Below are 24,584 nucleotides of genomic sequence, written 5' to 3'. Positions count from 1 at the left end.
GTCTGGACATGAGACGCCAGGCCTACCTGCTCTTTGGCATGCCTTTGTCGATTCGAGTTAGCCTCTATTAATCTTGATAAATGCTTATTCTCCCACCCTCAATATATTCAATCGGGCTTTAATAGTAGAAAATTAAACCCATCCATTGGAACTCATAGGACAATCCACCGCCGCCAAAGCAGCATCTATTATTTTATTTACTCCACACAAGCTGGGCGTGACATGTTTGAACAATCCAAATTAGGGCAAGGTTTATTATGATGTCATTTTTTAAAATTACTCACCCACTTTGCTGAGTTAGATAGATGGAAAATGACATCCTTTTAGCGGATACAAACAGACGAACGGTTGGAGGCACATCGCACAGGCGAACTTAGAACACGTCGGTATCGCCGGGTTGGAAAGCTGGACTTGGCCAATCGTCATAAAACTGTGCGCCCTGCATCGCAGTCGCCCAGATCGGCGTCTGGCGGGCAATACCGCCGGGGTGCGGAAGCCAGCTAACCCAGGCGCCGGTTGGTAGGGCAGGAAGCGCCTGCAAGGCGGCGATTGTCCAATCGTCGCCTTGTGGCAGACTACTGTCGACCACAATAGGCTGAGGATGTTGTCGGGTGATCAGCCAACCCTGTGGCGAGCGACCGGCGTGGCCAAGTAACCACAAGGTGTACAGCGGCGCTCCAGGCAGAGCATGTTGTAAGGGATGATTCAGATAGCGCCAGCGGAGGTAGGCACCAGTTTTGGCGATTTGAGGTACCGCCTGCTCCGGTGATTGAGTGGCTAGCTCTCGAGCTCGGCTTTGCCACAGAGCATCAAGCACAGAGTCGCTCCATGCCGAAGCACATGCGGGTTGGGGCTGAGCATGAATACGCAACGGACTACGGTGGCTTACATCGACCCAGTGTCGCAGGCGCTGCCATAGGCCAAGGCGCGTGACCGAAGTAACACGCACGGTTGTGTACTCGGTGCAAATTTGCAACCGCCTTTGTATGCCCAAACGTATTGCCAAAGTAGCGGGGCGCTGCCCTGGAAAGCCATACATGAAAAGTGGCTCAGTTTGCAAATCGGCGTCCAGCGCACGTTCGCGAACAGTGTGCATTATGTGACGATAGACGCTGTCAGCGCCCAGCCCGGTGCGCGCTAGCGGGCTGATCATTAAGTCTGTAGCGTGTGCCATACGGATGGCCTGGCCGCCACGCACCCCCGGGACGACTATGACCCCCATATGACCCAGCAACTGCCCAGTATGTGCATGGGCGGCTAGCGCGTGGTAATGCTGAGAGTCGGGTGCATGCATGTACTTCCAGCGCCATTGCGGCACATCCATGGGCTGCCCAAATACTTCGCTGAAAAGCTGGCAAAGACCTCGGAGGTCGTCGTCACCACCGAAGCCACGCATGACTAACGGAGTACCATCAAGTGCTCGAGGCTCGCGCAGTGCGCGGCTTTGGCCACGCGAATATCCTTGGGATAGCGGCAGAGTCGTCGTCATGGGGCTTACAAGGCAAAACCCACGAGCCTGCGCAGCACCCGAGCAAAACGCACTGCGCGCGAGCGTTGCAGCATTTGCAGGCTACGCTCAGCCAATGCGTAGGCGGATTGACAATGGAGGAGGTCCTGTTGAGTTTGTTCCAATCGTTGTTGCGCCGCGCTTAGTGCCTGTTGATCTTGAGCATGCTGGGCAGCAGCATGCTCTACCAACTGCGCCTGACTTTCGCGCAATTGATTAATGGTGTCTTGCAGGAGACCACGTTCAAGAATCAATTGCCGATGTTCCTGCTCAGTTCGATCAAGCGTGACAGCATGCCAAGCGAGCGTAGCACTTTGCTGGTCCAGACCCCAGCGGCGCGCATGCCTCTCCAAAATCCGGCGGTGCCAGGGCTCCCAATAATTGGCATGCTGGGCATCTCCTAGCTGAGATGTCCCCAAACCTTGACGGTAAGTAGCCCCAATGCCGGGCACGTGCACAAACGGTGAATGATGGCTGAGTTGACACCAGAAATCCCAGTCTTCCATAACGGGAAGTTGATCATCGAAGCGCGCATTGACGGCGCGCACTGCGCTGATTCGGAACAGTACCGCGTGGATAGGCAGGTAGTTGATACCCCATAGCCGTTCGCGTTGCCAGGGGATGTCGTAGTCACGCAGCCATTGGCCGCCTGGACCTTCAACACGCACCCCACTGTAAGCGGCTGCAGCATTGACCCGGGCCTGCAGCGCCGTCAGGAGATTATGCAGATGCATGGGTTGCAGCAGGTCATCGTCGTCAAGAAACAAACCGAATTCGCCCTGAAGAGAGCGCAAGCCCAGGTTGGCAGCCCCCGAGCGGCTCAAGGGAAGACAGGTTTCAGCGTCGCCTGGCGCACGGGACTCGCTCACCTGCCCGACGACGCGAAGGGCCAGCCGCTCGGCAGGGTGGGCGGGCAGCGGGTGCGGTCCGCCACAGGCGTTGACAACAATGATCTCGATGTTGGGATAGGTTTGTGCAGCCACGCTGGCAATGGCGTCGGTCAGCGAGGGCCGGTTCATGCTGCGGATGATGACGCTCACCAGGGGCAGTTGCTGCGGCGTGCTGGCCAATTGCAGGGCATTGCGCTGAAGGGGCCAACCGCCCAGGCTGGCAGTTACCTGGTCCGGGACCAAGGCCTGGGCAGGCAGTTGCCAATAGGCTTCGGCCGCTTGTACGCCGGGTCCATTGACAAACGCTCGCACTGTGGCCATTGCCTGGGCATGGCGGCGGTAGGAGTGACGCTCTTCCTGGGATACGAAGGCTTCTAGCGCACACCACTTACGCTCAGCCACAGCGCTGATATCCACCATGGTGTTGGGCTGCGTGGGCGCACCCACCTCATAAAACAGCAGGGAGACGCCGCCATGGCGCTGCGCCGCAGCCATGCCTGCCAGCGCCAGTGCCTGGTGGTCGGGGTGGGGTTCGGTAAGGGCAGGCAGCAAAAGCCAGCGGGGCTGGTGTGCTTGTATCGCCTCGCTGATGCGGTCGATCAGGGGCGGCGCATGGCGCAGTTCGCGGTCTGCGAGGTGCCAGCAAACGGGAGGCTCCAGGCCCAGTATGCGCGCCGCCGCGTAAGATTCTGCAAGGCGCGGGTTGCCGGATGGAGACGAATGTCCCGGCGGGGAAGGCTCCAGCCCCTGCTCGCCAGCAGTGACAATGATGGTGTGTACGCGCAGGCCTTGGGCGTGGGCCAGCATGAGCAGCCCTGCGCAACCCAGTACTTCATCGTCGGGATGTGGCGCAAGGCAGAGCATGCCGTCGCCGGCGGCCAGCGCGATACCGCCGAAGTTGTTGTCTGGAACGTCGAGGGGTCGGTCAAGCATGGGGGTGATTGTAGAAGCACGCCCTGTGCCCACCAGGGTGTGAGCACATGTCGCCTGCGGGCCAATGTTGGCATTTCACACCCTGCCTGTAGGTTGTATACAAGAGAGTATTTGTGTGAAACGTTTGCTTTATCTGGCCCCAGTGCCACTGGACAGTCCCTCCCAACGGCCCCATCACTTTGTGGAGTGGGCCCATGCGCGCTGGGGGTGCGAGGTGTGGTGGGTGCAACCCTATCCGGTGCGACTTCCCAGGCTGGGTGATGTGCGCCGCCTGCGCCGACGCGAAGTGGTGTCGGGTGTGGGCAGCGGCGCTTTAGGCCCTCCATGGCGTGGCGCTGCATGGCTGCATGTGCTGTCTCTGGCTGCGGTGCCAGTGGAGCCCTTGCCGGGCGGCAGGGCTCTTCTGAAAGAGTTGCATGCATCGGCGCGCAGCCGCTTGCTGACCTTGATGGCACAGGAAGACACTTGGATGGCGGTGGGACGGCCGAGTGGACTGGCTATGGATTTGTGCACTGCGCTGCAGGGCCAGCGCGTGCTTTATGACGTGATGGACGATATGTCCCAGTTCAGCCAGGGGCTATCACAGCGCTGGATGCGTCGCGTCCATGATGCGGTACTGGCACAGGCCGAAGCGGTGTGGTGCTCGTCAGACAGGCTGCTGCAGAAAACGCGAGGCAGCACACGGGCCTTGCCGGCGCTGGTGCGCAACGGAACGGTTCTGCCCCATCCACCCAAGCTAGGCACTTCTGGCGTGGGCACCACGCCGCATGCCCAAGCGCCTTTGGTGCTGGGCTACGTGGGCACGATTGCGTCGTGGTTCGATTGGCAGGCACTGGCGCAGGTGGCAAGCGCTTTGCCACAGGCTCGCATCGAGGTGTACGGCCCTCAGGAGAGCGCACGGCCTGCTCATTTGCCGCCACAGGTGCAGCTTTTTGCCCCCGTGCCCCACGCCGAGGTGTTTGCGCTGATGCGCCAATGGCATGCCGGGCTGATACCTTTTGTACGCAACGCACTCACGGCCTCGGTAGATCCGGTCAAATATTACGAATACCGTGCCTGCGGACTGCCTGTACTGACAACCCTGTTTGGGGAAATGCACTACCACAGCAGCGTCGATGACGGCGTGTGGAACATTGAAGATGCCCAGGTTCTGCTGACGCTGGAACAGCGGCTGCGGTTGTGGCACAAAAACGTGGCTGCGCGTCTGGCCCGCAACGAACCCCTAGCGCCCGACTGTCTGCGCGATGCAAGCTGGGCTGCTCGGTTCAATGCCGGCGTGCAGGCCGTGGCCTGGGCAGACGGTTTGCGGGAAAAACCGTCATGATGGGAGGTGCGGGCCCTACGGTCAAGCAGGTGCGGCTGTATCAGTCGGGGTGCTGACCTGTACGGGCACTGGTCGCCACTGGCCCGGCATCAGCCACGGCCCTTGGTGGCTGCCTTGCGCAGCGAGGGAAATGTGCGCAAAAGGGTCCACCCATTCGTAGACATAGCGTCCGCTTCCACACAGCAAGTACACTCCCACACGGTAACGGCCCTTATTGAGTGGCAGTCGAGGTAGGTGAAAGCGGATGCTGGCATGGCCTTGCGCGTTGGTGGCCTGCAGATCTCCGGCTGCGGACAGGGTAGAGCCGATGATCTTGCCGCTGTCCGATGAAAGGACCACGGCAGCCCGGGGGGTCGGCTCCTGCTGACTGACCTGCACAAAAATATCCACCGTGAGGTCGCTGCGACCGCTGTGGCCCTGTAGCTCTTTGCCGACCACGCCGTCGAGCGCCACCTGCGCCTTGAGCAATTTGACCAGCTCTGGGCGCTGTGCACTCACCAACCCATCCAGATGATCGCTCGCCGCCTCGGGTGACGCAGCTACTGCGCCCGCAGCGGCAGGAGACGCAAGGGGTGAAGGAACCACTCCTACTTGGTTTTGCGCATCGAGAAACTCTTGGTAGCGCGGCAGCAGCATGCCAGTCGGCCCACTGTCTCGAAGCGTACCTTTGTCGAGCCAGAGCGTACGCTCGCAAAACAGGTCTACATGAAACAGCGCGTGCGAACACAGCAGCAGCGCGGTGCCTTGCTCGCGCAACTGCATGACCCGATCAAACGAGCGCTTGGCGAAAACGCCGTCGCCCACGGAAAGCGCCTCATCCACAATAAGGATGTCGGGGTCCACACTGGTCGCCACCGAAAACGCCAAGCGCACCTGCATACCGCTGGAATAGGTTTTGACGGGCATGTCAAGCGCATCGCTGAGACCGCTGAAATCGATAATGGCGTCAATGCGTTCCTCCACCTGGGCGCGCCCCATGCCCATGGTTGCGGCATAGAGATAGATATTTTCACGCCCGGTGGCCTCCGGGTTGAAGCCCGATCCGAGTTCCAGCAGCGCCGCAATGCGCCCCTGCGAGACCACTTGGCCTGTGGAAGGCGTGAGGGTCCCGGCGGCCAGCTGCAAAAGGGTTGACTTGCCGGCACCGTTCAGCCCGACGATGCCTAGGGACTGGCCGCGGTTGACTTGCAGCGACAGGGGTTTGAGTGCATGGAAACTGCCCTGGACAGTGCCTTGGCGTCCCCGCAACTGATTCCATAGCTGAATCAGCGGTGTTCTTTGGGGCGGGTAGCTTTTCCCGACCTCGGTGAATTGAAGAACGGTATCAGAGGACATCAGCAAACCCCGGTTTGACGCGCTGGAAAAACGCCCAGCCCATGGTGGCCAGAATACAGGACACCACAAAATGCGCGCTCCAGCCCTCCCAAGGTACCGCTGCCCCATTGAGCAGCACACTGCGAGCAGCCTCCGCAGCCCAGGCAAGAGGGTTGAGATCAACCATCCAGCGCAAGGACGTCGGCACCATGGAGGCCGGGTAAAAGATAGGGGTCAGAAACAATAGCAAGCTGCTGAACGAGGGCGCCAGATGCCCAACGTCGCGCAAATACACGGACAAGGCCCCGAGCATCCAGCCCAAGGCCAAAACGTAGATCAACAATGGCAACAAGTAAAGGGGCAGGAGCGATACCGCCCAATGCAACCCCCCCCGCCACAACATGACTGGCAAGGTAACTAGCAGCGCGAGCACCAGTTGCAGGCCTGCAGCACCCACTTGCACCATAGGCAGCATTTCCACGGGAAAACGCACTTTGGTGACGAGATACGGGTGCGACCACACGCTGGCCGGAGCACGGTTGATGACATCGGCCACGAAGGTGTAAAGCGAAAGCCCGATGAACACCTGCAATCCATATTCGGTGGCAGAGCCATCGCCAACGGGCCAGCGCACCTGAAAAAACTGATAAAAAACCAGCGTGAACAACAGAATATGTACCACGGGTTGCAAAATGAGCCACCCCCCACCGACCGCTGATGCCCTGTAACGCATTCGCAACTCACGCAACAGCCATTGCATGTAAACGTATAACCACTGCTTCATTTAAACTGGGCCCTTTTAATTTTTAACGCACGTCACATGGTTCCGGCCATTTGATGGGCTGTGACTGATGAAAATGCTGCCTATTTTGGGCGCCGTTTGGCGCCGTTTGCCATTGTCGATGGAGCACAAAAGGAATCTCAAAACATGGATCCTGCGCCGCTGGCCAGGGCTTCAGTCTCGGTCTGCAGCGTCGATGGGGGCGGCAGCAACAGCAAGTCCCGATGCCATCCACTCGGCGGGCGTCTGCAGGAGTGCCTCCCACGGACTGACAGTGCGAAAACCCCATCGCACCACGCCTTGCACGCAACGGGATTGGGTGGTTTTCAGCATCATTGGATGGGATTTTCGCATTCAAAGGCCGCAGCATCTGTCGCGGGAATTGTCCCGGACGGGCGATGCAACGTTTTACATAGAGCCCCATTTCATCGCAGACAGCGAAGCAGGCTATCAAATTCGCCAGCTTGATCCTGACCTTCCATTGTATGCAGTGACCCTGCACCTGGCTGGCGCTCCCCAGATCTATTTCAAGGCAGCCAATGGTGCTCAACAGGTCCAGTTGCGAGAATCACTGGCTGTTTTGATGCAGGACTGGGGCATCGAAGCCTGTGCTGCCATCGTGGAGCATCCTTACTGGACTTCTCTGGTCCTATCGATGCCCAATACGGTACGCATTTACGACTGCATGGATCACCACGAGGGCTTTGGAGGCATGCCCCAGGACCTGGTGGATCTTGAGCATTTGCTGATGAAACACTCGGATGTCGTCACGGTCACATCCCAGTGGTTGCACGATTGGGCGAGAGGCAAAGGCATCGCCACCAGCATTGTGCGCAACGGCTGCGACTACGCCCATTTCGCTGGCCGCCCACCACAAATCTATCAAAGCGCACATAACCGGCCTGTCATTGGCTATTTTGGAGCTATTGCGGAATGGTTCGATGTGGCTCTGGTGGAGAAGATAGCCCAAGCCTTCCCGAACTGCGAGGTAATACTGGTGGGCGCCGATACCGTGGATGCAGGCAAGACCTTGGGGAAACTCACCAATGTGCGCATGCTGGGGGAGCAGCCTTACCTAGAATTACCTTTCTACCTGCACAGCTTCGATGTCTGCATGCTGCCTTTCCAACGCATCCCGCTGACCTTGGCCACCAACCCCGTCAAGGTGTACGAGTATCTGTGCGCAGGCAAGGAAGTGGTCTGTACGGAGTTGCCCGAAGTTAGCCAGTTTGGCACCTTGGTACGCAAGGCTGCCGACCACGATGCATTCATCACCGCGGTCAGAAATAGCCTTGAGCAGCCCGGAGGGACCGATGCCCAGGTCGCCCGCCAGCATTTTGCACAGCAACAAACCTGGCAGCACCGCGCACAGGAACTGCAGGAATGCGTTCAGCGCCTGCAGTTCCCGTCCATAAGTGTGGTAGTTCTGACCTACAACAATTGGGCGTACACCCAAGCCTGCCTTGAAAGTCTTTTCCTACACACAGACTATCCAGGGGCTCTGGAGATCGTGGTGGCGGACAACGCTTCGAGTGACGAGACCGTGGAGCGGCTCAAGGAGTGGGCCTCCCGGGAGCCTCGGATGAAGCTGGTGCTCAATGCGACCAACCTGGGATTTTCAGCAGGTAACAATACAGGGCTGGCTGCGGCCACTGGCGACTACTTGGTCATGCTGAACAACGACACTGTGGTGACCCGTGGCTGGCTTTTGACGTTGTTGCGCCACTTCCAGGCCAATGCTCAACTGGGCTTACTGGGGCCCGCCACCAACCACATCGGCAATGAGTCCAAAGTGCCAGTGGTTTATGAGACGATGGAACAGATGCCCGCCGCCGCACGCCGGTATACGCTGCCCCGCATGGGTCAACTGTACCCCATGAAAACCCTGGCGTTCTTTTGCGTGATGATGCCCCGTGCGGTATACGAAAAGGTGGGCCCCATGGACGAAAACTTTGGGCGCGGATTCTTCGAGGATGATGACTACAGCCGACGCATCGAGCAACAAGGCCTCAGCTTGGCATGCGCAGATGACGTGCTGGTGCACCATCACCTTTCGGCCAGCTTCGACAAGGTCGACAACGGCGAGCGCCAAGCACTTTTTGAAAGGAACAAAGCGTACTACGAGTCCAAATGGGGCCCTTGGATTCCGCATCGGTATAGGGCTCAATAGGATCAGATGACAATGCAGGGCAATTTGACATCCACAGCGCATCATGCCCACTACCCCCAGTCAGGCGAACAGTTGCTCCGGAGCGATTTTTTGCAAGGTGGGCGCTGACTGGTCCTTGCCAGACAGCTGGGGCGCCCGGCCGATATCTGGCCAGACAATGCCGATATCGGAATCGTTCCATGCAATGGCTCGCTCGTGGGTAGGTGCGTAGTAGGCTGTTGTTTTATACAAAAAATCCACCTCGGCAGTGAGTGTGAGGAAGCCATGTGCAAACCCTGGCGGCACCCAGAGCTGGCGGTGATTTTCCTCTGTCAACGTAACACCTACCCACTGCCCAAAAGTCGGAGAGCTCCGGCGAATATCGACAGCAACATCAAACACGGCCCCCCGCGTCACACGAACCAGCTTCCCCTGCGCAAATGGAGGCAGTTGGTAGTGCAGGCCACGCAAGACACCGATCCCACTTCGGCTGTGGTTATCCTGTACGAAATGTGGCACCCCGATGGCTTGGATCCAAGACTGGGTGTTATAGCTCTCCATGAAAAACCCTCGGGCATCACCGAAGACCTTCGGTTCAATGATGAACACGCCGGAAATTTTTGTTTCGATAAATTTCACACGAATTTTCAGAAAAAAGATAGCAATAAAAAATCAAAGTCCATAGCAAGATAAATCATCTTCCACCACTCCACATTAATTAAATTCTGACATGAAAGTACTGACTGTATTTGGAACAAGGCCGGAGGCCATCAAGATGGCCCCCCTAGTCAAGACGCTCGCAGCGCATCCAGGAATCGAAGCCAGGGTCTGTGTTACGGGGCAGCACCGGCAGATGCTGGACCAGGTGCTTTCGCTGTTTGACATTGCACCAGACTACGACTTGGACATCATGCAACCGCAGCAGACGCTCTCCGACATCACCAGCCAGATTCTTCTGAAACTGGAGCCGGTGCTGCAACAGTATTCTCCGGATTTAGTGCTCGTTCACGGAGACACCTCCACGACGCTGGCAGCAGCCTTAGCCGCCTATTATCAAAAAATTGCGGTGGGGCATGTGGAAGCGGGCCTGCGAACAGGCGATATTTACTCCCCTTGGCCTGAGGAAGCCAACCGCTGTTTAACCGGCTCTCTCGCCACATGGCATTTTTCACCCACACTGCAGACACAGGAAAATCTGCTAAGAGAAAACGTACCCAGTCATAAAATTCTCGTCACTGGCAATACAGTGATTGATGCCCTGCTCATGGTAAAGAACAAACTAGAAAATCAGCCTGAACTGAAAAATAAACTCCACAGAGCATTCGACTTCATCCGCAAGGATGCCCGTATGATTCTCATCACCGGACATCGTCGTGAGAATTTTGGCGAGGGTTTTGAAAGAATTTGCCAAGGCATTCAGAATCTAGCTAAAAAATATCCCGACGTGGATTTTGTTTACCCTGTTCATCTCAATCCTAATGTCAGAGAGCCTGTGAACCGCCTGCTAAATAATATGTCGCATGTTCACCTCATTGAACCCCAAGAATATTTGCCGTTTGTTTATTTGATGACACGGGCACACCTAATACTCACTGATTCGGGCGGAATTCAGGAAGAAGCCCCCTCCTTAGGCAAGCCGGTATTGGTGATGCGGGAAACCACCGAACGTCCGGAAGCGGTGGCTGCGGGTACCGTGAAGCTAGTGGGTACCGACGTCGACACCATCGTTTGCGAGGTCACCCGCCTCATGGATGACCCGAATGCTTACGACCAGATGGCGCACGCCCACAATCCCTATGGAGACGGCAGAGCCAGCAAGCGTATCGTGGAATTCATCGCCAAATATGAAGAATCTACTGGGAGCTTCCTCGAAGTATGAGGTGCACGAGGCTTGCAAAAGAGCTATGTAAGGAACGTTTGCTGCAAACCAACTACTTGGTAAGCTTACATGGACGTCTCCAGAAGAGCAAGATTCGGCGGTGTGAAGGTCTGAAGGGTTTGCAGTCATACATTCAGCCTGTCGGTGCAGGGTGTTCGTCCTGCTGGCCCTGATGGCATTCGCGGGTGAGGCTCCTGTCTGCACATCGGGCTTGATGCCCTGATTCCCTATCGGATTGCCCCCACCCCGGTTTGACCTGTTGACCCATCACATCGCTTCCTGCGTGCTCTCCTTCAAAACGGTTTCTTGGCGGTTGGTGTGTTCAGCTCATCGTGGTGGTCTCAGGCTGCGGCGAGATCAACCGGGTTCCATCTGATCTGGTCAAAGGCTTTGCCTTTGACCAGGACTGCCCAGACTGTTCGGGCCAGCTTGTTGGCCAGCGCCGCGACCACCACGCTGTATGGGCGGCGCAGTAGCAGCCTCTCGACCCATCCGCTTCGCTGGCTTCTGGCTATAACGGCGCGAGCGCCGTGCATCAGCATGGTCCTCACATAAGGGTCTCCGCGTTTGGAGATCCCCAACTGCCAGGTCTTGCCGCCGGTGCCAGTCTGTCGGGGCGTCAGACCCAGCCAGGCGCCAAACTGCCTGCCTGAATCGAAGCTGGACAGGTCGGTCGCAGTGGACACCAAGGCTGCCGCCGTCAACGGACCGATGCCCGGTATGGCTTGCAGTGCCTGCATGTGCTGGTTCTGCTTGACCATCGAGGCCAGCCGTTTGTCCAGTTGGTCGATATCGACCTGCAGGCTGTCGATGCGACGAAGTTGATCCTGAACGCTGGCGCCCACCACCTCAGGCAGTCGAGCTTGCTCCTGCGCCTTGACCAGTTCATCCTGAATGCGCTTGAGCAACACACGATGTCCTTCCGGCAGCACGATACCGAACTCGTAGAGCAAGCCACGCAATGCGTTGGTTTGCATGATCCGCACCTTCATGAGTTGAGCGCGCATCCGGTGCAGGGTCAGACAGGCTTGCTGCTGTTCGTTCTTGACCGGCACGGCCTTGATGTGAGGTTGCTGGGCTGCCACCCAGATGGCCTGGGCATCACGGGCGTCAGTCTTGTCACGCAGGACAAAGGGGCGGACATGTTTGGCTGGCAGCAGCTTCACTTCATACCCCAATGCCTGCGGCGTTCTGGCCCAGTGGTGCGCCCCGCCACAGGCCTCCAGCGCGACGAGCGACCTCTGACGATTGGCAAAGAATGTGGTCACCCGATCACGCCTGAGTTTGTGCCGCGTGACTTCGCCGGTCTCGGCATCTACGACGTGGAGCTGGAACACGTTCTTGGCAATATCCATTCCGATGACGGGTAGCGTTGCGGTAGATTGCATGGTGGGGCCTCCGGTTCTCAGGTGTGGTTGCGACTAACTTCCACTTTGGCACTTTGATGCCGTTACCGCGAGGCCCCACCCCGTATCGGGTCATGGGTCTACGCCTTCAACGGCGGTGTAGGTGGAGACGTCCATGCCATCTGCGTATCGTTCAAGTCCCTTGAAGCAAAGCCAACCTCCTCCAGACAAGCCTCCATCACCCCAGGATCAAACGCCATCTCCACATGCGCCACCCCTTCCACCAACCGATGTTCCGCCCCCGCTAACGCCGCCGTGGTTGCCGGAAACACGATGTTGTCGCAGTTCGAATACCAGCAGGTAAACAACGCCGCCCGCCCCGCAGGCTCCGCCCGCTGCAACGCCACCACCCAGTCCCCCGCCAGGCTCATCTGCCGCCCATTCACCGCGCGACTGAAACGCCCCAACCACGTACCCCCATGCGGCGTGCCCAGCGTCAACACCCGGTGCACCCGCCCATCCGCCTGGTGCGCCCGCAGCCACGCCCGCGCCGCCAACCCGCCCATGCTGTGGCACAACAACACCGGCGCCTGCCCCGTGGCCGCCGTCACCTTGCGCACAGCGTCTTCGATAATGTCCGCATACTCGTCAATCGAGCCCATCACCGGCTCCAGATTGACCGCCAGATAGGCATGCCCCCGCGCCTGCAACGGCGCAAACCACGGCAGCCACAGGCCCCGGTTGCACATGAAGCCGTGCACCAGCACCACGCCACGCTTTCCAGTCGGCTGCGCCGGCAGCCAATCGCGCACGGATTGGTGGCGAAACGGCTGGCGCCAGCAAAACACCGTCAACGCCACCCACACCTCGGCCCACCAGGCACCCACCACCTGCGACAGGCGGGCACGCGGCGCGGCGTCGGTGCGGTTGGTGATGTGCATCAGCACAAACTCCACCGCCATCACCACCAGGTACAGACACAGCGGTACCAAGGCCCCCAGCACGGCTCGCCAGGGTGAATGGGGCCATTGCCACACCAGCCAGGCGGCCATGGCCAGCAGGATGCACAGAAGAAGGATTCGTTGCCAGCGCGCGATCATCATGATGGTGGTGATGGGCAAATGTTGTAATCGACCAGCCGCATTGTGCGGTCTGACCACAGCCCGACACCGCCCCCCGCAGAACGCTGAAAGGACCCCGCCCCATGGATGCCGCCCAGACCATCCGCGATGCCATTGCCGATGTGACCGCCCTGCGCCTGCACCGCACGGGCGACTCGGCGTTGGGGGCGGCGGTGGGCAGCGTCAAGACCTTTCAGGCGCGGCGCTTTCGCGGCACCTATGCGGACTTGATGGCATCGCCCGCGTTCGGGCCCGCAGCGCGGTTTTTTCTGGAAGAGCTGTACAGCGACACCGACTACACCGACCGCGACCAGCAGTTTGGCCGCATCGCGGGCACGCTGCAGACCATGTTCCCCCAGCCGGTCGTCAACACGGCCGTGGCCCTGGCCGTGCTGCACGCGCAGACCGAAGAACTGGACCAGGACATGGGCCGCGCCTGGCTTGCGCATGAAGGTGCCGATGCGGCCAACGACACCGCCCGCTACGCCGCCGCCTGGCGGGCCGTCGGACAACGCCACGCGCGACAGCAGCAGCTGCAGCGCGTGCTGGCCATGGGCACCGACCTGGCGCGCCTCACCCGCACGCCCGGGCTGCGGATGATGCTGCGCATGATGCGCGGCCCGGCCAACGCAGCGGGCATGGGCGCGCTGCAGAAGTTTCTGGAGGCGGGGTTCGACACCTTCGGCCAGCTCGCGCGCCAGCGCGGCGGGGTGGAGCAGTTCCTGGCCACCATCGAGCAGCGTGAGCGCGCGCTGATGGATTTGCTCTTCGACGCCGATCCTGTCACCTGCGGGACCCAGCTTAACCACACACTAGGACAAGCCCGATAGCCCGCAACGCGCCCGCCTTCCACAATCTGTGCCCACCTATCAATGGCATTTGGCGAGCACAAGGGAAGGAAACACGCGCATGGAAAAGATCTGGCTCAAGAGCTACCCCCCGGGCGTCCCGCATGACGTGAAGCCCGAGCAATACCGCTCTGTGGCCCACCTGCTGGAAGAGTCGTTCCGCAAACACGCATCGAGCCCGTTCTCGGTCTGCATGGACCAGTGGATGACCTATGGCGAACTGGAACGCCGCTCGGCCGCGCTGGGCGCCTACCTGCAAAGCCTGGGGCTGGAGCCTGGTGCGCGCGTGGCCATCATGCTGCCCAACATCCCGCAGTTTGGCGTGACCATGGCCGCCGTGCTGCGCGCGGGCTACACCTGCGTGAACGTGAACCCGCTGTACACCGCCCGCGAGCTGGAGCACCAACTCAAGGACTCCGGTGCCACGGCCATCGTGATCCTGGAGAACTTTGCCCACACGCTGGCCGAGGTCGTGGACCACACCGCCGTCAAGCATGTGGTGATGGCGTCCATGGGCGACCTGCTGGGCTTCTGGTTTGGCAAATGGATCACCTTTGCCGTGCGCCACCTGGCCAAGATGGTGCCTGCGTACGACCTGCCGCTGTCCAATGGCCGCAAGGTCGTCACCTTCAAGAAGGCGCTGTCGCTGGGCGAGCACAAGTCGCTCGCACCCAGCCAAGCCACGCTGGATTCGATTGCCTTCCTGCAGTACACCGGCGGCACCACGGGCCTGTCGAAAGGCGCGGTGCTGACCCACCGCAACATCGTGGCCGCCACGCTGCAGGCCGAGGCGTGGTTCACGCCCGCGCTGTCCAAGGTGGGCGACCTGAGCAAAGCCAACAGCATTGCCGCGCTGCCGCTGTACCACATCTTTGCGCTCACGCTGTGCCTGCTGGCCATCCGCCAGGGCTCCAGCCTCACGCTGATCCCGAACCCGCGCGACATTCCCAAGTTCATCGCCGAACTCAAGAAGCGGCCCTTCCACATGCTGCCGGCGGTGAACACGCTGTTCAACGCGCTGCTGCAAAACCCGCAGTTCAAGACGCTGGACTTCTCGCACCTGTGCGTGTCGCAGGCCGGGGGCATGGCGGCCAGCGAGGGCACGGCCAAGCAGTGGCAGAAGGTAACCGGCAGCACCATGATCGAAGGCTGGGGCATGAGCGAGACCTGCGCCATCGGCACCAACAACCCGGTGATCAGCACCACCTTCAGCGGCAATATCGGCCTGCCGCTGCCGGGCATCGACATCGCCATCAAGGACGACGAAGGCAACAGCCTGCCCCAGGGCGAGTCGGGCGAGATCTGCATCCGCGGCCCCAACGTGATGACGGGCTACTACAACCAGCCCGAAGAAAACGCCAAGGCCTTCACGCCCGATGGTTTTATGCGCACGGGCGACATCGGCATCATGGACCCGCAGGGCTACACCCGCATCATCGACCGCAAGAAGGACATGATTCTGGTGAGCGGCTTCAACGTGTTCCCCAACGAGCTGGAGCAGGTCATCAGCCTGTGCCCCGGCGTGGTCGAATGCGCGGCGATTGGCGTGCCCGATGAGAAACAGGGCGAGGCCATCAAGGTGTTCATCATCAAGAGCGACCCAGCCCTGACCGAGGACGAAGTGGCCAACTACTGCCACCAGAACCTCACCGGCTACAAGCGCCCCAAGTACATCGAGTTCCGCGACGAGCTGCCCAAGAGCAATGTGGGCAAGATCCTGCGCAGGGAGTTGCGCAAGGCCTGACCTTGTTCATGGGCGCGGCGGCCCGAACACCGCACCCGGCAACCTCCCCCAGGGCGCTTCGGCGCCCTTTTTCTTGGGCGCAAAAACTGCAAACCGCCTGCGTGCTCCAGATCCTCCAATATAGGCATCTCCGGGTTTTTACTGATTAGCAAACGTTTGCGCAAACGTTTGCTTTCGTTATCATCCCGATCGCGACAAGGCACCGGGCAGCCGCAGGCGCTCCTTTCTTGCGGAGTCTGCCGGGGGTTTCTCTCCGGGCTGTCAGTCGCCTGAGGGCGGCGCTGAATCAGCCTCCGCGATGCGGCGGGCCCTGGATCGGGATGGGCTGCAAGGCGCAAACCACAGCGATAGCCGTAGCTATCGCGAGGATTTGCAACGCTGCAGACCGTGCTGAGCCAGGGATGCGCCGGGCGCGAGAGGCTTGTTCAGCGTTGCCTTTATCCACATTCCAACCTGGAGACAACACCCATGAAGTTCACCCGCCGTTCCGTTCAGACCGCCGCCGCCCTCGCCGTTGTGGGCAGCCTGCTGGCCAGCCCTGCATTTGCGCAGGACAAGCCGAAGATCGCGCTCATCATGAAGTCGCTGGCCAACGAGTTCTTCCGCACCATGGAAGACGGCGCCAAGGCGCACCAAAAGGCCCACGCCAAGGAATACACGCTGGTGGCCAACGGCATCAAGAACGAGACCGACACGGCGGCGCAGATCAAGATGATCGAACAGGCCGTGGCGCAGAAGGTCAACGCCATCGTGCTGGCCCCGGCGGATTCGAAGGCGCTGGTGCCCGTGGTCAAGGCGGCCATCGACAAGGGCATCCTCGTGGTCAACATCGACAACCAGCTCGATGCCGATGCGCTGAAGGAAAAGAACATCACCGTGCCCTTTGTGGGCCCCGACAACCGCGCGGGCGCCAAGCTAGTGGGCGACCACCTGGCCAAGACGCTGAAGGCCGGTGACAAGGTCGGCATCATCGAAGGCGTGTCCACCACCTTCAATGCGCAGCAGCGCACCCTGGGCTACCAGGACGCCATGAAGGCCGCCAACATCACCGTGGTGGGCGTGCAGTCCGGCAACTGGGAGATTGAAAAGGGCAACACCGTGGCCGCCGGCATGATGCGTGAGCACCCGGACCTGGTGGCCCTGCTGGCGGGCAACGACAGCATGGCTCTGGGCGCCGTGGCCGCTGTGAAGGCTGCAGGCAAGACCGGCAAGGTGCAAGTGGTGGGCTACGACAACATCGGCGCCATCAAGCCCATGCTGGCCGACGGCCGCGTGCTGGCCACCGCCGACCAGTACGCCGCCAAGCAGGCCGTGTTCGGCATCGAACTGGCGCAGAAGGCCCTGGCCGCCAAGACGCCGCAAAACCAGCTGCCTGCCACGGTGAAGACCGATGTGGTGCTGGTGACCAAGGACAGCAAGTAAGCCTGAGTGCGGCGAACAATGCTCTTCTGGCGTTGTTCTCCGCTCCAAGATTGAAAACCGCACACGCCGCCATGCCCAGCCCGTCACCCGACTCACCACGTACGCCCCTGCTCGCCATCCAGGCAGTAGGCAAGGACTACACCGCCACCGTGCTCGATGGCGTGAACGTGGAGCTGTTTGCGGGCGAGGTGCTGGCGCTGACCGGGGAGAACGGGGCGGGCAAGAGCACGCTGTCCAAGATCCTCTGCGGGCTGGAACAGCCCACACGCGGCGGCATGTTGCTGGCAGGGCAGGCCTACACCCCCTCGTCGCGCCGCGATGCCGAGCGCCACGGCGTGCGCATGGTGATGCAGGAGCTGGGCCTGGTGCCCACGCTCACCGTGGCCGAGAATTTGCTGATGGGCCGCCTGCCGCACCGCCTGGGCTGGCTGCAGCGCGATGTGCTGCACACCGCCGCACGCGCGCAGCTGGCCAAGATCGGGCTCGACACCATCGACCCCGCCACCCCGGTCTCGCAGCTGGGCATCGGCCAGCAGCAGATGGTGGAGATTGCGCGCAACCTGCAGGACGACACGCGCATCCTGGTGCTCGACGAGCCCACGGCCATGCTCACGCCGCGCGAGACCAATTACCTGTTTGAGCAGATTGCGCACCTCACTGCACGCGGCGTGGCCATCATCTACGTGTCGCACCGGCTCGAAGAACTGCGCCGCATTGCCGACCGCGTGGCCGTGCTGCGCGATGGCCGCCTGGTGGACGTGCGCCCCATGGCGGGCATGAGCGAAGACGACCTGGTGCAGCGCATGGTGGGCCGCGTGGTGAGCGACCTGGACCACCGCCCGCGCCGCCCCGTCGGCCCCGTGGTGATGAGCGCAGAAAAGCTGGGACGTGGCACCGCCGTGCAGGACGTGAGCCTGGAGCTGCGGGCCGGTGAAATTTTTGGCATTGCCGGGCTGGTCGGATCGGGCCGCACCGAACTGGTCCGCCTGCTGTTTGGCGCGGACCGGGCAGACCGGGGCAGCGTGACGCTGCACCCGAATTCAGAGCAAAAACAGCCCCAAGCGCCAGTAGATCATGCGCAAGCAGCTACACAAAACATAGCAAAACATCTCGCTCCGGTTCCCACCGCACCCCGCACCTGGCAGCGGGGCTTTGCGTCGCCGCTGCAGGCCATTGCCGCCGGAGTCGGCCTCGTCACCGAAGACCGCAAATCCCAGGGCCTGCTGCTGTCGCAACCCATCCGCATCAACGCCACTCTGTCCGACCTGTCGGCCGTGTCGCGCGGCGGCTGGCTGCAGCGCGGGCTCGAAAGCCGCCTGGTGCAGGGATTCATCCGCACCCTGCGCGTGCGCTGCCACGGCCCAGAACAGCCCGTGGGCCAGCTGTCCGGCGGCAACCAGCAAAAGGTGGTGTTCGCCCGCTGGCTGCACCGCGAAGGCCGCGTGCTGCTGCTCGATGAACCCACGCGCGGCGTGGACGTGGGCGCGCGCGCCGAGCTGTATGGCGAGCTGGACCGCATGGCCGCCGAGGGCCGCGCGCTGCTGATGGTGTCGTCCGACCTGCGCGAACTCATGGCCATGGCCGACCGCATCGGCGTGATGAGCGCGGGCCGCCTGGTGGCCGTGTTCGAGCGCGGCGAGTGGTCCGAGCAATCGCTGCTGGCAGCAGCGTTCTCCGAGCCCGGCGGGCGCACCAGCACCACCCCTTCAACTTCTTCTCCTGTGACCGCATGAACGCCCCCACCGCATCTGCCGCGCCCGCTGCGGCGCCCTCCCCCGCCTCGGTCTGGCGCAGCCAGCTGGGCACCTACCTGGGCCTGATGGCCGTGCTGGCGGGCATGGTGGCGCTGTTCTCGTCGCTGTCCGAGTACTTCTGGAGCGCCGAGACCTTCATCACCATCGCCAACGAGATCCCGGCCCTGGCCGTGATGGCCGTGGGCATGACCTTTGTGCTCATCATCGCGGGCATCGACCTGTCGGTGGGCTCGGTGATGGCGCTGGCCGCCGCCACCTCGGCCGCCGCCATCCTGCAGTGGGGCTGGACGGTGCCCGCCGCCGCCGCGCTGGCCCTGGCCACGGGCCTGGTGTGCGGCACCATCACCGGCATGATTTCTGTCGCATGGCGGCTGCCCTCGTTCATCGTGTCGCTGGGCATGCTCGAAGCCGTGCGCGGCAGCGCCTATGTGGTGACCGACTCGCGCACGCAGTACGTGGGCGATGCGATCTCGTGGCTGTCGGCCCCCTTCTTTGGCGGCATCTCGTTCGCCTTCTTGCTGGCCGTGGTGCTGGTGGTGGTGGCACAGCTGGTGCTGTCGCGCACGGTGTTTGGCCGCTGCGTGGTGGGCATTGGCACCAATGAAGAAGCCATGCGCCTGGCCGGTGTGGACCCACGCCCCATCCGCGTCATCGTGTTTGCCATGACCGGCCTGCTAGCCGGCTTGGCGGGCCTGATGCAGTCGGCCCGGCTCGAAGCTGCGGACCCCAACGCGGGCACCGGCATGGAGCTGCAGGTGATTGCGGCCGTGGTGATTGGCGGCACCAGCCTCATGGGCGGGCGCGGCTCGGTGGTGAACACCGCGTTTGGCGTGCTCATCATCGCGGTGCTCGAAGCAGGCCTGGCCCAGGTGGGCGCCAGCGAGCCCAGCAAGCGCATCATCACAGGTTTTGTGATCGTGGCGGCCGTCATTGTGGACACGCTGCGCCAGCGCCGCGCCAAGGTCTGAAAGACTAGCCCCGCATCCAGCCGCCCCACCACCCACGACCTCATTCTTCTTTTTGCATGGCTACTATCAAGGACGTTGCGCGCCACGCCGAGGTGTCGGTCACCACGGTGTCGCACGTGGTCAACGGCACCCGCCGCGTGAGCCCCGAGGGGCGCGAGCGGGTCGAGGCCGCCATCCGCGCCCTGGGCTATGTGCCCAGCGCCATCGCGCGCAGCCTCAAGAGCAACAACACGCGCACGCTGGGCATGCTGATCCCCAACAGCTCCAACCCCTACTTTGCCGAGATCGTGCACAGCGTGGAAGACCGCTGCTTTGGCGCGGGCTACAACGTCATCCTGTGCAACACCAACGACGAGGCGCACCGCCAGGGCACCTACCTGCAGGTGCTGGCCGAGCGGCGCATCGACGGACTCATCGTGGTCTCCACCGGGCATGACGCCACGCTGGCCACGCAGCTGGCGGGCCTGTCCATCCCCACCGTGCTGGTGGACCGCGAAATCGACATTGCCGGGCAGCAGCCTTGCGACCTGGTGGAAACCGCCCACATGCAGGGCGGCCTGCTGGCCACGCGCCACCTGCTGTCGCTGGGCCACCGCCGCATTGCCTGCATAGGCGGCCCCGAAGGCATTGCCCCCAGCGAGCAGCGCATTGCCGGCTGGCGCACCGCGCTGGCCGACGCGGGCTGCGGCACGGGCGAGGGCCTGCTGTGGCACGGCAACTTCACGAGCCAGGGTGGCTACGAAGCCATGCACGCGGTGCTGCGCGCACCCGAGCCGCCCACTGCCGTCTTCGTCTGTAACGACCTCATGGCCATGGGCGCGCTGTGCGCCGCGCACGAGCGCGACCTGCGTGTGCCTGAGGCACTGTCCATCGTGGGCTTTGACGACATCGAACTCACCGCCTTCACCAGCCCGCCACTGACGACCGTGGCCCAGCCCAAGCAGCGCATTGGCGCGCTGGCCGTGGACATACTGCTGGAGCGCATCGACGGCAAGCGCCAGGATGCGCGCAAAGTAATGCTACAGCCCGAGCTGCGCGTGCGCGCCTCCACGGCCCATGCGCCCGGAGGTGCGGCATGAGCACCAATAACACACCCCGCATCGCCGTCGTCGGCAGCCTGAACATGGACCTGGTGCTGCAGGTGCAACACGCGCCGGGCCCCGGCGAAACCGTGCTGGCCGACGCCCTGCACCTGGTGCCGGGCGGCAAGGGCGGCAACCAGGCCGTGGCCTGCGCGCGCCAGGGCGCCCGGGTGGCCTTGTTCGGCCGCGTGGGCAACGACGGCTACGGCCACACGCTGCGCGCCGGGCTGGACGCCGATGGCATCGACCACAGCGGCGTGCAGACTGACACCGACACCACCACCGGCGTGGCCGCCATCACGGTGGAAGCGACGGGGCAGAACCGCATCGTGGTCGTGCCCAGCGCCAATGGCCGCTTTGTGCTGGATGCCGCCGCGCTGGGCAAAGCGCTGCAAGGCGCAGGCGGCCTGGTACTGCAGTTCGAAACCCCCCTGCCCCAGGTGCTGGCCGCCGCCGAGATGGCCCATGCGGCGGGCTGCCCCGTGGTGCTCAACCCCTCTCCCATCCAGCCCCTGCCCGAAGCGATGTGGCCGCTGGTCCACACGCTGGTGGTGAACGAGGTGGAAGCCGCCGCGCTGGCAGGCCGGAACGTGACCACGCCCGCCGATGCCGCGCAGGCCGCACAAGCCCTGCGCGCCAAGGGCCCCGCCCAGGTGGTGGTGACCCTGGGCGCGGCAGGCGCCGTAGCCGCCGACGCCGCAGGCAACCGCTACCACCCGGGCCTCGTCGTGAAGGCCGTGGACACCACGGCCGCTGGTGACACCTTCCTGGGCGCGCTGGCCGTGGCGCTGGCACGCGGCGAGCCGCTGGACGCTGCCGTGCGCGAAGGCATCCGCGCATCGGCGCTGTGCGTCACCCAGCCCGGCGCCCAGCCCTCCATCCCCACCCGCGCCGCCGTGGCGCACAGCCCCCAACCGCCCGCCTGGAGCCCCTTGTGAAACGCACCGCCCTGCTGCACGCCGAACTCTCCCACGCCATCGCCACCCTGGGCCACGGCGACATGCTGGTGATTGGCGACGTGGGCCTGCCGATCCCCAACGGCCCGCGCCGTATCGACCTGGCGCTCACGCCCGGCATCCCCGCCGTGGCGGATGTGCTGCGGGCGGTGCTGGAAGAAATGCAGGTCGAGAAAGCCGTGATCGCCACCGAAGCCGTGGAGCGCAACGGGGGCCAGTTGCCCGCGTGGTGCCAGCTACCGGTTACGCCACAGTCCGTGTCGCACGACGAGTTCAAACGCCTGACCGAGCAGGCCCGGGTGATGGTGCGCACGGGCGAGTGCACACCGTACGCCAACGTGATCCTGGTGGCGGGCGTGACGTTCTGAGGTTCTGACGTTGTGAAACCCGCCAGGCCCGCCGCGGGCCGGGCGTTGCGGGTTTTGGAGAACGTCTGGCAGGGCACACCTGGGGTACGCTGGGGCATCACCTATTGCCTGCCCCCATGCCCAGCTCCGAGCCCCACGACCTCCTGCCCCCTGAAATCACCGTCCTCGAACGCGGCTGGCTGTCGGCCAACAACATCCTCTTCATCGGCCAGCACGACACGGCCATCGTGGACACCGGCTACTGCAGCCATGCCGATCAAACCGTGGACCTGGTGCGCGGCACGCTGCAGGGCCGCGCGCTGGACCGCATCCTCAACACCCACCTGCACAGCGACCACTGCGGAGGCAACGCGGCGCTGCAAAAGGCTTGGCCCAGCGTGCTCACCGCCATCCCGCCCGGCCAGGCCGACCATGTGCGCCAGTGGGATGCCTATGCGCTCAGCTACACGCCCACCGGGCAGGAATGCCCTCCCTTTCGGGCCGACACGCTGCTGGTGCCGGGCTCGTGTGTGCTGCTGGGCGACAAGCCCTGGCAGGTGCATGCCGCGCCCGGGCACGACCCGCATTCGGTGGTGCTGTTCGAGCCCCAGGGCCGCGTGCTGATATCGGCCGATGCGCTGTGGGAAAACGGCTTTGGCGTGGTGTTCCCCGAGCTGGAAGGCGACGATGCCTTCGCCCAGGTGGGTGCCACGCTGGACCTGATTGAGGCACTGTCGCCCCAGGTCGTGATCCCGGGCCACGGGCCGGTGTTTGCCGATGCGCCCCGCGCCATCGACGGCGCCCGCCGCCGCCTGGACGGCTTTGTGCGCAACCCGGGCAAGCACGCGCTCTACGCAGCCAAGGTGCTGCTGAAGTACAAGCTGCTCGAATGGCAGCAGATCGGCATCCCCGACCTTACGGCCTGGGCGCAAGCCACGCCGTATTTCGGCATGCTGCGCGCGCGGCACTTTGCAGCGCAGACCGAGGCCGAATGGCTGCAGAGCCTGGCGGATGAACTGGTGCGATCAGGCGCTGCGGTGCGCCAAGGGGAGATGTTGCACAACGTGTGATGGGTTTCCGACTCATCGGCGCCGCATTTCCATCGCGTCCACAGAGGCAACGAACCCCAGTTTTGCAAAAAACTCCGGTGCTCCAGGTCGCCCTGCACGCAGTACCCAAGTAACGGACGCGTCGGACCCAACGATGTGTTGTACGAGAGCGCGTCCAACTCCCTGCCGACGCCAAGGCTTGGCGACAACAACCATCGACAGGTAACCGTTCGACAGGCCATCGGTGATGGCACGGGCGAATCCAACCACTTGGTCATCAAGCATCGCCACAGCGGTTAGATGCGATACCTGAACAAGTCGCTGCAGATAGCCGGCGCTTTCAATGCGATGCGCCCAACCGCTCGCGGTGAGCATTCGATAGACGCCATCCAGATCTGCGGATTCGAAATCGCGAAGCTGCACCCTACGCCTCCTCTGAGCCGGAGCCAGGTCTCGTGCCACACCACTCACCAAGCCACCCCAAACACCCCATCAGTGCTTGAACTGCTTGTCGCAGCCCGTCACGTGGTTCTTGCTGCTGGACATGCACTGGTAAAACGACTTCTTGTTGCCCGATGACCCCTGGCAGTCGGACACGCTGTACTTGCCCTTGGCTTCGCGGATCTTGGGGGCTGTGGCGTCGAAAGCCGCCTGGGTCATGTAGCCGTCTCGCACGTTCTTCTGGCCCACTTCCAGCATCAGGTCGGCCTGGTAGTGGATGTTGTCCACGGCCACGGCGCAGTTCAGGGGGACTTGCTTGCTGTCCACGGTGCCCAGCGATTTTTTGAGCCCCTCGCCAAACTCCTCGACGTCCTTGGAGACCTTTTTGGTGCCGTCCGGGTTGTACTGCTGGCCCGCCTTGGCGCTGGCGCCCTTGCCGCTGGAGGAACCACTGCCCCCACTGGTGCCGTTGTTGCTCTGCAGCTTCAGCGGCTCGGTATCCTGCTTGGCAGGCGGGGGCTGCGATCCGTAATGGGTCTTGCCATCGGCATCCACCCATTTGTACACGGGCTGCGCCTGCGCGCCCGCGCTCCACGCCACGGCCGCGCCGATTGTGGCCACACAGGCCATCCATGCCAGTTTGCCCATCACACCCTCTCTTTCTTTTAGTAAAAAACCGCTGAGGCGCTAGTTGAATATGCACCTTCAGCTCCTCTCTTGATAGCAAAT

21 protein-coding genes are annotated in these 24,584 nt (G+C 62.3%); 12 read left to right on the top strand and 9 right to left on the bottom strand.

The genetic code is table 11. The features are described from left to right. Positions 1-373 precede the first annotated feature (373 nt). Both ACODSM_RS05825 and ACODSM_RS05820 read right to left on the bottom strand, forming a co-directional pair. Positions 374-1,489: a hypothetical protein gene (locus ACODSM_RS05825; RefSeq protein WP_488804631.1), complete on the bottom strand. Its 1,116-nt coding sequence runs from the start codon at positions 1,487-1,489 to the stop codon at positions 374-376. A 5-nt stretch (positions 1,490-1,494) separates the two neighbouring features. Beyond that, a complete protein-coding gene (locus ACODSM_RS05820) occupies positions 1,495-3,330 on the bottom strand; it encodes a PIG-L family deacetylase (protein ID WP_488804630.1) in 1,836 nt (611 codons plus the stop codon). 115 nt (positions 3,331-3,445) lie between these two features. On the opposite strand from ACODSM_RS05820, the gene ACODSM_RS05815 reads away from it, so the two are divergent. After that, positions 3,446-4,654, top strand: a complete 1,209-nt coding sequence (locus ACODSM_RS05815) for a glycosyltransferase family protein (RefSeq protein ID WP_488804629.1) — start codon at positions 3,446-3,448, stop codon at positions 4,652-4,654. A 21-nt stretch (positions 4,655-4,675) separates the two neighbouring features. On the opposite strand, the gene ACODSM_RS05810 is transcribed toward ACODSM_RS05815, so the two are convergent. Further along, positions 4,676-5,989 (bottom strand): ABC transporter ATP-binding protein, encoded by a 1,314-nt coding sequence (locus ACODSM_RS05810; protein ID WP_488804628.1) that lies wholly within the window; start codon positions 5,987-5,989, stop codon positions 4,676-4,678. Beyond that, a complete protein-coding gene (locus tag ACODSM_RS05805) occupies positions 5,979-6,728 on the bottom strand; it encodes an ABC transporter permease (RefSeq protein WP_488804636.1) in 750 nt (249 codons plus the stop codon). The genes ACODSM_RS05810 and ACODSM_RS05805 overlap by 11 nt, the downstream gene beginning before the upstream one ends. A gap of 91 nt (positions 6,729-6,819) precedes the next feature. Here ACODSM_RS05805 and ACODSM_RS05800 point away from each other — a divergent pair, with 91 nt between their 5' ends. After that, a complete protein-coding gene (locus tag ACODSM_RS05800) occupies positions 6,820-8,919 on the top strand; it encodes a glycosyltransferase (RefSeq protein ID WP_488804627.1) in 2,100 nt (699 codons plus the stop codon). 60 nt (positions 8,920-8,979) lie between these two features. Here ACODSM_RS05800 and rfbC read toward each other — a convergent pair whose 3' ends face one another. Then, the gene (gene rfbC / locus ACODSM_RS05795; RefSeq protein ID WP_488804626.1) at positions 8,980-9,537 is read right to left on the bottom strand and encodes a dTDP-4-dehydrorhamnose 3,5-epimerase; all 558 of its coding nucleotides are present in this window, start codon (positions 9,535-9,537) and stop codon (positions 8,980-8,982) included. Between the two features lie 91 nt (positions 9,538-9,628). Here rfbC and wecB point away from each other — a divergent pair, with 91 nt between their 5' ends. Beyond that, positions 9,629-10,777, top strand: coding sequence for a non-hydrolyzing UDP-N-acetylglucosamine 2-epimerase (gene wecB / locus ACODSM_RS05790; protein ID WP_488804625.1), 1,149 nt, complete (start codon positions 9,629-9,631; stop codon positions 10,775-10,777). Between the two features lie 341 nt (positions 10,778-11,118). Here the strand turns inward: wecB and ACODSM_RS05785 are convergent, their stop codons facing one another. Both ACODSM_RS05785 and ACODSM_RS05780 read right to left on the bottom strand, forming a co-directional pair. Then, a complete protein-coding gene (locus ACODSM_RS05785; protein ID WP_488804624.1) occupies positions 11,119-12,165 on the bottom strand; it encodes an IS110 family RNA-guided transposase in 1,047 nt (348 codons plus the stop codon). Positions 12,166-12,263: 98 nt separating this feature from the next. Next, on the bottom strand, positions 12,264-13,223 hold the full coding sequence (locus tag ACODSM_RS05780) for an esterase/lipase family protein (RefSeq protein WP_488804635.1): 960 nt from the start codon (positions 13,221-13,223) through the stop codon (positions 12,264-12,266). 104 nt (positions 13,224-13,327) lie between these two features. Here ACODSM_RS05780 and ACODSM_RS05775 point away from each other — a divergent pair, with 104 nt between their 5' ends. The 9 genes from ACODSM_RS05775 (at position 13,328) to ACODSM_RS05735 (ending at position 23,435) form a co-directional block, all read left to right on the top strand. After that, on the top strand, positions 13,328-14,074 hold the full coding sequence (locus ACODSM_RS05775; protein WP_488804623.1) for an FFLEELY motif protein: 747 nt from the start codon (positions 13,328-13,330) through the stop codon (positions 14,072-14,074). Positions 14,075-14,153: 79 nt separating this feature from the next. Beyond that, positions 14,154-15,836: an AMP-binding protein gene (locus ACODSM_RS05770; protein ID WP_110961523.1), complete on the top strand. Its 1,683-nt coding sequence runs from the start codon at positions 14,154-14,156 to the stop codon at positions 15,834-15,836. Between the two features lie 468 nt (positions 15,837-16,304). Beyond that, positions 16,305-17,258, top strand: coding sequence for a sugar ABC transporter substrate-binding protein (locus tag ACODSM_RS05765; RefSeq protein ID WP_056647163.1), 954 nt, complete (start codon positions 16,305-16,307; stop codon positions 17,256-17,258). Between the two features lie 71 nt (positions 17,259-17,329). After that, complete coding sequence (locus ACODSM_RS05760) at positions 17,330-18,991, top strand: sugar ABC transporter ATP-binding protein (RefSeq protein ID WP_488804622.1); 1,662 nt, start codon at positions 17,330-17,332, stop codon at positions 18,989-18,991. After that, complete coding sequence (locus tag ACODSM_RS05755; protein ID WP_488804621.1) at positions 18,988-19,980, top strand: ABC transporter permease; 993 nt, start codon at positions 18,988-18,990, stop codon at positions 19,978-19,980. The genes ACODSM_RS05760 and ACODSM_RS05755 overlap by 4 nt, the downstream gene beginning before the upstream one ends. Positions 19,981-20,036: 56 nt before the next feature. After that, positions 20,037-21,059, top strand: coding sequence for a LacI family DNA-binding transcriptional regulator (locus tag ACODSM_RS05750; protein WP_488804620.1), 1,023 nt, complete (start codon positions 20,037-20,039; stop codon positions 21,057-21,059). Then, positions 21,056-22,000, top strand: coding sequence for a ribokinase (gene rbsK / locus ACODSM_RS05745; RefSeq protein ID WP_488804619.1), 945 nt, complete (start codon positions 21,056-21,058; stop codon positions 21,998-22,000). The genes ACODSM_RS05750 and rbsK overlap by 4 nt, the downstream gene beginning before the upstream one ends. Beyond that, on the top strand, positions 21,997-22,386 hold the full coding sequence (rbsD, locus tag ACODSM_RS05740; RefSeq protein WP_488804618.1) for a D-ribose pyranase: 390 nt from the start codon (positions 21,997-21,999) through the stop codon (positions 22,384-22,386). Before rbsK ends, rbsD begins: the two co-directional genes overlap by 4 nt. A gap of 116 nt (positions 22,387-22,502) precedes the next feature. Further along, positions 22,503-23,435 carry an MBL fold metallo-hydrolase gene (locus ACODSM_RS05735; RefSeq protein WP_422848625.1) on the top strand — a complete coding sequence of 311 codons (933 nt, stop codon included), beginning with the start codon at positions 22,503-22,505 and terminating at the stop codon, positions 23,433-23,435. A 12-nt stretch (positions 23,436-23,447) separates the two neighbouring features. Here ACODSM_RS05735 and ACODSM_RS05730 read toward each other — a convergent pair whose 3' ends face one another. Next, positions 23,448-23,837 carry a GNAT family N-acetyltransferase gene (locus tag ACODSM_RS05730; RefSeq protein WP_488804617.1) on the bottom strand — a complete coding sequence of 130 codons (390 nt, stop codon included), beginning with the start codon at positions 23,835-23,837 and terminating at the stop codon, positions 23,448-23,450. 69 nt (positions 23,838-23,906) lie between these two features. Further along, positions 23,907-24,503 (bottom strand): DUF4124 domain-containing protein, encoded by a 597-nt coding sequence (locus tag ACODSM_RS05725; protein WP_422848623.1) that lies wholly within the window; start codon positions 24,501-24,503, stop codon positions 23,907-23,909. Positions 24,504-24,584: the final 81 nt, after the last annotated feature.

The sequence above is a fragment of the Acidovorax sp. FG42 genome (assembly GCF_057809195.1).
This window is presented reverse-complemented; position numbering and strand designations above follow the sequence as displayed.

Bases quoted from the DNA above. Each gene is read 5' to 3' on its own strand.
- ACODSM_RS05805 (WP_488804636.1), bottom strand. From the start codon at position 6,728: ATGCAATGGCTGTTGCGTGAGTTGCGAATGCGTTACAGGGCATCAGCG.
- ACODSM_RS05780 (WP_488804635.1), bottom strand. From the start codon at position 13,223: ATGATCGCGCGCTGGCAACGAATCCTTCTTCTGTGCATCCTGCTGGCC.
- rbsK (WP_488804619.1), top strand. From the start codon at position 21,056: ATGAGCACCAATAACACACCCCGCATCGCCGTCGTCGGCAGCCTGAAC.
- ACODSM_RS05785 (WP_488804624.1), bottom strand. From the start codon at position 12,165: ATGCAATCTACCGCAACGCTACCCGTCATCGGAATGGATATTGCCAAG.
- ACODSM_RS05750 (WP_488804620.1), top strand. From the start codon at position 20,037: ATGGCTACTATCAAGGACGTTGCGCGCCACGCCGAGGTGTCGGTCACC.
- ACODSM_RS05725 (WP_422848623.1), bottom strand. From the start codon at position 24,503: ATGGGCAAACTGGCATGGATGGCCTGTGTGGCCACAATCGGCGCGGCC.
- ACODSM_RS05760 (WP_488804622.1), top strand. From the start codon at position 17,330: ATGCCCAGCCCGTCACCCGACTCACCACGTACGCCCCTGCTCGCCATC.
- ACODSM_RS05765 (WP_056647163.1), top strand. From the start codon at position 16,305: ATGAAGTTCACCCGCCGTTCCGTTCAGACCGCCGCCGCCCTCGCCGTT.
- ACODSM_RS05825 (WP_488804631.1), bottom strand. From the start codon at position 1,489: ATGACGACGACTCTGCCGCTATCCCAAGGATATTCGCGTGGCCAAAGC.
- wecB (WP_488804625.1), top strand. From the start codon at position 9,629: ATGAAAGTACTGACTGTATTTGGAACAAGGCCGGAGGCCATCAAGATG.
- ACODSM_RS05820 (WP_488804630.1), bottom strand. From the start codon at position 3,330: ATGCTTGACCGACCCCTCGACGTTCCAGACAACAACTTCGGCGGTATC.
- ACODSM_RS05770 (WP_110961523.1), top strand. From the start codon at position 14,154: ATGGAAAAGATCTGGCTCAAGAGCTACCCCCCGGGCGTCCCGCATGAC.
- ACODSM_RS05800 (WP_488804627.1), top strand. From the start codon at position 6,820: ATGAAAATGCTGCCTATTTTGGGCGCCGTTTGGCGCCGTTTGCCATTG.
- ACODSM_RS05775 (WP_488804623.1), top strand. From the start codon at position 13,328: ATGGATGCCGCCCAGACCATCCGCGATGCCATTGCCGATGTGACCGCC.
- ACODSM_RS05735 (WP_422848625.1), top strand. From the start codon at position 22,503: ATGCCCAGCTCCGAGCCCCACGACCTCCTGCCCCCTGAAATCACCGTC.
- ACODSM_RS05810 (WP_488804628.1), bottom strand. From the start codon at position 5,989: ATGTCCTCTGATACCGTTCTTCAATTCACCGAGGTCGGGAAAAGCTAC.
- ACODSM_RS05755 (WP_488804621.1), top strand. From the start codon at position 18,988: ATGAACGCCCCCACCGCATCTGCCGCGCCCGCTGCGGCGCCCTCCCCC.